Below are 6905 nucleotides of genomic sequence, written 5' to 3'. Positions count from 1 at the left end.
CGCCGGGTCCTGGGCCTCGGGGCGGGTGAACGCTCCGGGCTGGGGCGACGGTCCGCTGCCGGGACCCTGGCCCACGGCCGGAGCCGGGAAGGCGCCGGTCGCGTCGGGCCGCTGGCCGCCGGGCCGGGCGAACTCTCCCGTGGCCTGCGGACCCCGCGCGCCCGGGCGGCCGAAGTCGCCACCGCCGCCCGGGGCGGCCGGGGGCTGTCCCGTACCGCCGCGCGGGCCCTGCGGCCCGGACTGCGGGAAGCCGGGCGGGGCGGGGAAGTCGACCCGGGGCAGGGCGCCGGTCGCCTCCGGGTCCGCCATGGGCTGGCCGAAGCGCTGGCCCTCACCGGCCTCACGGCCGGAGCCGGGACCCTGTCCCGTACGGGGGAACGGTCCGGGGCCCGCAGGTCCCCGCCCGCGCGGCCCGTTGGGCGGCGGGGGGAACTGGGCGGACGGGTCGGCGGCGCTGGCGCCGGAGGGGGAACCGAAGACATCCGGCCGGACGAACGGTCCACCGGCCGCGCCGTTCTGCTGCGGGCCGGACGGCTGCGTACCACCGAAACCGGCGGGCGCGGGGCCACGGTCCTCATGGCCGCGCGGGGCGTCGGCGGGCAGGGCGGAGCCGCCGCCGGGACGGCCGGGAAGCTCGGTGCGCGGGGCGCCGCCGCCCGACGGGCCCGCGGGCAGCGGCCGGTCGCGGTCGGCGGGGCCACGGGTGCCACCGGGACCCTGCGGCGGGGCGCTCTGGGCGCCGCGGTTGCCGAAGGCGCCCGCGAGGCCACCGCCCTGACGGCCCTGGCCGGGGCCGGACGGGCCGCGCGGGGGAGCACCGGCGCCCAGCAGCCCGCCACCGGTGGGCAGCGCGGCGCCTCCGGGGGCGCCGGGCACGGCGGGACGGCCGCCCGGAGCACCACCCGGCGGCATGCCGGGACGGCCCGCGCCGGGCTGGCCGGGCAGCTTCTTGCCGCCCTGGGCGACATCGACGGGCAGCATGACCAGCGCGGTCGTACCACCGGAGTCGGAGGGCCGCAGCTGGATCCGGATACCGTGCCGCAGCGAGAGGCGGCCGACCACGAACAGACCCATGCGGCGGGAGACGGAGACGTCCACGGTGGGCGGCGAGGCGAGCCGCTCGTTGATCGCGGCCAGGTCCTCGGGGGAGAGACCGATACCGGTGTCGTGGATCTCGACCAGCACCCGCCCGTCGGGCAGGGCGTGACCGGTGACCTTGACCTTGGTCTGGGGGGAGGAGAACGAGGTCGCGTTCTCCAGCAGCTCGGCCAGCAGGTGCACGAGGTCGTTGACGACCCGCCCGGCGACCTCGGTCGCGGGGACGGCGGCCAGCTCGATGCGCTCGTACTGCTCCACCTCGGAGGCGGCGGCGCGGAGCACGTCGACCAGCGGGACCGGACGGGTCCAGCGGCGGCCGGGCTCCTCGCCCGCGAGGACGAGGAGGTTCTCGCCGTTACGGCGCATACGGGTGGCGAGGTGGTCCAGCTTGAAGAGCGAGGAGAGCTGGTCCGGGTCGGCCTCGCGGGACTCCAGTTCGGAGATGAGCGAGAGCTGGCGCTGGATGAGGCCCTGGGAGCGGCGCGAGAGGTTGGTGAACATCGCGTTGACGTTGCCCCGCAGCAGCGCCTGCTCGGCGGCGAGCCGGACCGCCTCGCGGTGCACGTCGTCGAAGGCCGCGGCCACCTTGCCGATCTCGTCCCGGGAGTGGACACCGACGGACTCCACGGAGGTGTCGACGTCCTGCGGGTCGGACTCGGAGAGCTGCTTGACCAGCTCGGGCAGGCGTTCCTGGGCGACCTTGGTGGCGGTGTCCTGGAGCCGCCGCAGCGAGCGGATCATCGAGCGGGCCACGACGAAGGCGCCGACCAGCGACACACCGAGGACGACGAGGATCAGCGCACCGTTGATGATCGCTTCGCGCTGGGACTCCTCGCGCAGCTCGCGCGCCTTGGACTCCATCTCACCGAGGAGGGTGGCCTCGATGGTCTTCATGGCGTCGATACGGACGCTGTACGAGTCGGTCCAGTCGAGGTAGTTCTGCTTCTTCTGGGTCGTGAAGCCCTTCGGGTCACTCAGCACCCGGTCGGCGTACTCGCTGGCCGCGGTGATGGTGGTGTTGCCCTTTTCCAGCGGCTGGGTCAGCTCCTGGGCATCGCCACCGGAGGACTCGTAGACCGCGTTGAACTGCTTGAGTTCCTCGCGCTCGTTGGTCAGGGCGGCGAAACCGGCCGCGCGGTTGTTGGCGGTCAGACCCGTGCCCTTGGCCGAACCGCCGCCGGGCAGGGCGGCGGCGATGATCGCCCGCTGCATGGAGGCGAACTCCTTGGCGGAGGAGAAGGCCGCCAGCGCGCGGGTGCGCTTGATCATCTCGGGGTTGCTGGTCGCCTGCGCCATCTCCTCGGAGAGGTCGAGCAGCGACTTGATCAGCCGGTGGTAGGCGTCGACCGTCAGGGAGTGCTGGAGGTCGTCCGCGTACGCCGTCTTGCGGATCTCGCCCAGCTGCTTGATCTGGGTGGCGATCCGGTTGGCGTTGGAGCGGATGGACTCGACGGTGTCGTCGTTGTCCGTGTTGGGGATGGCCCGCGTCGCCTCCATGAAGGCGTCTTCGGCGCGGTTGCTGGCCTGGCGGTAGCTGTCGACCTTGAAGTCGGTCGCGGGGAGGCCGTTGGCGAGCGGGCCCGCCGTGAGGTCGCGCTCCTCCTGGAGGGCGACGGCCAGCTTGGTGGCCTCCTCCGTCATGTCGGTGAGCAGCTGCATGTGGTCGAGCTGCTGCATCCGGTCCAGGGACTCGTTGATCCGCAGTCCGCCCAGGGCGGTCGCGGCGACCACGGGCAGGGTCAGCAGCGAGACCAGACGGGTGCTGATGCGCCAGTTCCGCAGGGCCATGCGGGAACCGGGGTCGGTGGGGTTCTTGGCCGCCGGGCCGGACGGGGATCCGTCGGTACCCGAGCCGCCGGAGCCACCCGGTCCGGAGCCACCCGGGGCACCGGGACCACCGCCGGCGCCGGGCGTGTGGGCGCCGGCGGACGGCGGGGTGGGGCTGGTGGGGGCGACTCTGCCGCGTCCGCCGCGGTCGGCCTGCTCACCGGGCGTCAGCGGACCCTGGTTGTGGGTGTGCTGGGGGGAGGAGACGTGGGCGTTCCCGCCACGCGGCTCTTGTTCCGCCGCAGCTTCCCCGCGGCCCTGGCGGGCCGGGGGAGACCCCTTGCCATCCCTCTTGAAACGTCCCTGCACTAGCGTCGCAACCTCTGGACCAGGCGTCCTGTCGCAGGAGCGACGGGACGGTGTCGGCGTTGTCGGGGTGCGATCTGGCACCCCATCGGTGGTCGTTGAGTGAACCGGCGCCGTCCCCCTGCCCGCCGCCGCTCGGCGCTGTGTCGCGCCTCCTGTGCGCCGGCCAGAGAACCGCGGCGGTGCGTGGAATTCCAGCACAGTGCCGGATCTCCAACAAGGGCCGAGTACCGGCCTGTGATCCGAGTGACACGGCGTGAGCGCCGAATCACGGGAGGTAGGCGGATTTCGGGGAGGAAGGGGACATTTCCAGACGGGTCGCCGAGCGACCCCGGGTGCCCCAGTCGCCATGATCGGGAGCGGAATGACAGCTTCAGCGGCCAATGTCCGTTTCTTTCCGACGGTATGGCGGAGGGAAATGACCGAATTGACCGCCAAGTCGTGAGGAAACTCACACCTTGTACCCCGCCTTTCCCCGGTTTTCCCGGGGAATCCGATGTTTAGCCTGGCGCTTTACAACAATCGGATCCTGTCAACCATCGCGTTACCGGGCGGCTCCCGGTCACCGCTGACGGGTATTCCGCGGTGCCGCCCGCCCGCCGTACGCGCCGCACCGCCGCACCACTGAAACGCCAGTCCCCGCCCTCCGAGACCGGAAGAGAAACCGATGACGCCGATGAAGTCGACGCCCGTGGTCCGCACCATAGCCAACCCCCGTCGCACCACCCTGGTCCATCTCGCGGACGCCGGTGAGCTGACCGCTCCCGAGCTCCCCGCGCACCGGCTCGACCTCCCGACCCAGACGGCCAACCCGCGCCGTACGACCCTGATGGACGCGCCCGCCTCCTGAGCCTGCCCTCCCTGGGCCCCAGGAGTCCTCGGAGCCCCAGGAGTCTCCCGAACGGGCGGACCCGCCGTCCCGCGCTGACGCGCCCGCGCCCGGCCGCCCGTTCACCCCACCACGCGCCCCCGCCGTTCGTCCGTACGCGTCCGCCCGCGCCGCTCGTACGGGACCTCCCGGCACGGACGTCCCGTACCGGCCTCCCCCGCGGGCAGCCCGTCAGGACAACCCGCACGGGCAGCCCGCACGGACATCCCGCACGGACATCCCGCACAGACCCCTCGTACGGACCCCTCGTACGGACCGGAGCCGCGGCCCGGACGGTTCCCCCGGCCGCGTTAGCCTGGAGCGTCAGACTCCAGCAGCGTTCAGCAGTAGCAAAGGGGCACCGCATCCCGTGCGCATCGCCAGGTTCTCCATCGACGGCAATGTCGCCTTCGGCGCGGTCGAGGGCGGCGGCCCCGACGGGCCCGTCCTCGACATCATCCGGGGCATCCCGTTCGCGGACTTCGAACTGTCCGGGACCAAGGTCCCGCTGAGCAAGGTCAGGCTCCTGCCGCCCGTGCTCCCCAACAAGGTCATCGGGATCGGCCGCAACTACGCGGAGCACGCCGCCGAACTCGGCAACACCGTCCCCGACGCCCCCGTGGTCTTCCTCAAGCCCTCCACCTCGGTGACCGGCTCCGGTGACGCCATCGAGTACCCCTCCTTCTCCCAGGAACTCCACTACGAGGCCGAGCTGGCCGTCGTCATCGGCCGGATGTGCCGGGAGGTGCCCCGGGAGCGGGTCAAGGACGTGATCCTCGGCTACACCTGCGCCAACGACGTCACCGCCCGTGACGTCCAGCGCCGGGAGAACCAGTGGGCGCGGGCGAAGGGCTTCGACACCGCCTGCCCGCTCGGCCCCTGGGTCGAGACCGGTCTCGACCTGGCCGCGGCCGGTGACCTCACCATCCAGTGCACGGTCAACGGCCAGCAGCGCCAGCTCGGCCGCACCAGCGACATGGTCCGCTCCATCGAGGAGCTGGTCGTCCATGTCAGCGAGGCGATGACCCTGCTCCCGGGCGATGTGATCCTCACCGGCACCCCGGCCGGAGTCGGCCCCCTCTCCGTCGGCGACGAGGTCGCCGTCACCATCGAAGGCATCGGCACTCTCACCAACAAGGTGATCAAGCGTGGCTAACGCGAACTTCCGCGTCCGTTTCTGTCCCTCCCCGACCGGCAACCCCCATGTGGGCCTGGTCCGTACCGCCCTGTTCAACTGGGCCTTCGCCCGGCACCACGGCGGCACCATGGTCTTCCGTATCGAGGACACCGACGCGGCCCGAGACTCCGAGGAGTCCTACGAGCAGCTCCTGGACTCGATGCGCTGGCTCGGCCTGGACTGGGACGAGGGCCCCGAGGTGGGCGGCCCGCACGCCCCCTACCGCCAGTCCCAGCGGATGGACCTCTACACCGACATCGCCCGCAGGCTGCTGGAGGCGGGCCACGCCTACCACTGCTACTGCTCCACCGAGGAGCTCGACGCCCGCCGCGAGGCCGCGCGCGCCGCGGGCCGCCCCTCCGGCTACGACGGCCACTGCCGTGACCTCACGGCCGAGCAGATCGCGGCGTACCAGGCCGAGGGCCGCCCGGCGATCGTCCGCTTCCGGATGCCGGACGAGACGATCACCTTCACCGACCTGGTCCGGGGCGAGCTGACCTTCACCCCGGAGAACGTGCCGGACTACGGCATCGTCCGGGCCAACGGCGCCCCCCTCTACACCCTGGTCAACCCGGTCGACGACGCCCTGATGGAGATCACCCACGTTCTGCGCGGCGAGGACCTGCTCTCCTCCACCCCCCGCCAGATCGCCCTGTACAAGGCCCTGATCGAGCTCGGTGTCGCCCAGGCGATCCCCGCCTTCGGTCATCTGCCGTACGTCATGGGCGAGGGCAACAAGAAGCTCTCCAAGCGCGACCCGCAGGCCTCGCTCAACCTCTACCGCGAGCGCGGCTTCCTCCCCGAGGGGCTGCTGAACTACCTCTCACTGCTCGGCTGGTCCTTCTCCGCCGACCAGGACGTCTTCTCCGTCGCCGAGCTGATCGAGCGGTTCGACATCGCGGACGTCAACGCCAACCCGGCCCGCTTCGACCTCAAGAAGGCCGAGGCGATCAACGCGGACCACATCCGCCGTCTCGACGGGAAGGCGTTCGCCGAGGCGTGCGAGCCCTGGCTGAACGCGCCCTTCGCGCCCTGGGCGCCGGAGCGCTTCGACCGCGCCGCCTGGGAGGCCATCGCGCCGTACGCCCAGACCCGGCTCACCGTGCTGTCCGACATCACCGCCAACGTCGACTTCCTCTTCCTGGAGGAGCCGGCCGAGGACGAGGCGTCCTGGGCGAAGGCGATGAAGGAGGGCTCCGCCGAGCTGCTCACCACGGCCCGCGCCAAGCTGGAGGCCGCGGACTGGAGCAGCGCCGACTCCCTCAAGGAGGCCGTGCTCACCGCGGGCGAGGCCCACGGCCTCAAGCTGGGCAAGGCCCAGGCCCCGGTCCGGGTCGCGGTCACCGGCCGTACGGTCGGGCTGCCGCTCTTCGAGTCCCTGGAGATCCTGGGCAAGGAGCGCACCCTCGCCCGGATCGACGCGGCGCTGGCCAAGCTCGCGGCCTGAGCGCCGTGCCCATGAGCGCCGAAAAGCACGGGCAAGATCCACACGGCTCGTCCTAAGCTCGGGCCATGCCGATACGCGCGGTCCTGTGGGACATCGACGACACGCTCTTCGACTACGCCACCGCTGACCGGGCCGGGTTCATCGCACATGTCCGTGCCGAGGGCCTGGCCGACGGAGACGAC

The 6905-nt window shown here is 72.1% G+C and carries 4 protein-coding genes and 1 pseudogene; 4 read left to right on the top strand and 1 reads right to left on the bottom strand.

What is annotated here, in order from left to right:
* The coding region (locus tag ACFVIM_RS12815) for a nitrate- and nitrite sensing domain-containing protein (RefSeq protein WP_384300725.1) at positions 1-3234 on the bottom strand (3234 nt) is incomplete at its 3' end.
* A gap of 664 nt (positions 3235-3898) precedes the next feature.
* Here ACFVIM_RS12815 and ACFVIM_RS12810 point away from each other — a divergent pair.
* From ACFVIM_RS12810 to ACFVIM_RS12795, 4 genes and pseudogenes are all read left to right on the top strand, one after another.
* Positions 3899-4081: a hypothetical protein gene (locus tag ACFVIM_RS12810; RefSeq protein WP_384300737.1), complete on the top strand. Its 183-nt coding sequence runs from the start codon at positions 3899-3901 to the stop codon at positions 4079-4081.
* A gap of 388 nt (positions 4082-4469) precedes the next feature.
* Positions 4470-5255 (top strand): fumarylacetoacetate hydrolase family protein, encoded by a 786-nt coding sequence (locus ACFVIM_RS12805; protein WP_384300724.1) that lies wholly within the window; start codon positions 4470-4472, stop codon positions 5253-5255.
* A complete protein-coding gene (gene gltX / locus ACFVIM_RS12800; RefSeq protein ID WP_384300723.1) occupies positions 5248-6723 on the top strand; it encodes a glutamate--tRNA ligase in 1476 nt (491 codons plus the stop codon). Before ACFVIM_RS12805 ends, gltX begins: the two co-directional genes overlap by 8 nt.
* A gap of 65 nt (positions 6724-6788) precedes the next feature.
* A pseudogene (locus ACFVIM_RS12795) lies at positions 6789-6905 on the top strand (HAD family hydrolase); the annotation flags it as partial.

Source organism: Streptomyces sp. NPDC057638 (assembly GCF_042800315.1).
GTDB lineage: Bacteria > Actinomycetota > Actinomycetes > Streptomycetales > Streptomycetaceae > Streptomyces.
Note: the sequence above shows the minus strand (reverse complement) of the source record. Positions and strands in the feature narration are given on the sequence as shown.

Coding starts and splice junctions, on each gene's coding strand:
- ACFVIM_RS12810 (WP_384300737.1), top strand. CDS start 3,899: ATGACGCCGATGAAGTCGACGCCCGTGGTCCGCACCATAGCCAACCCC.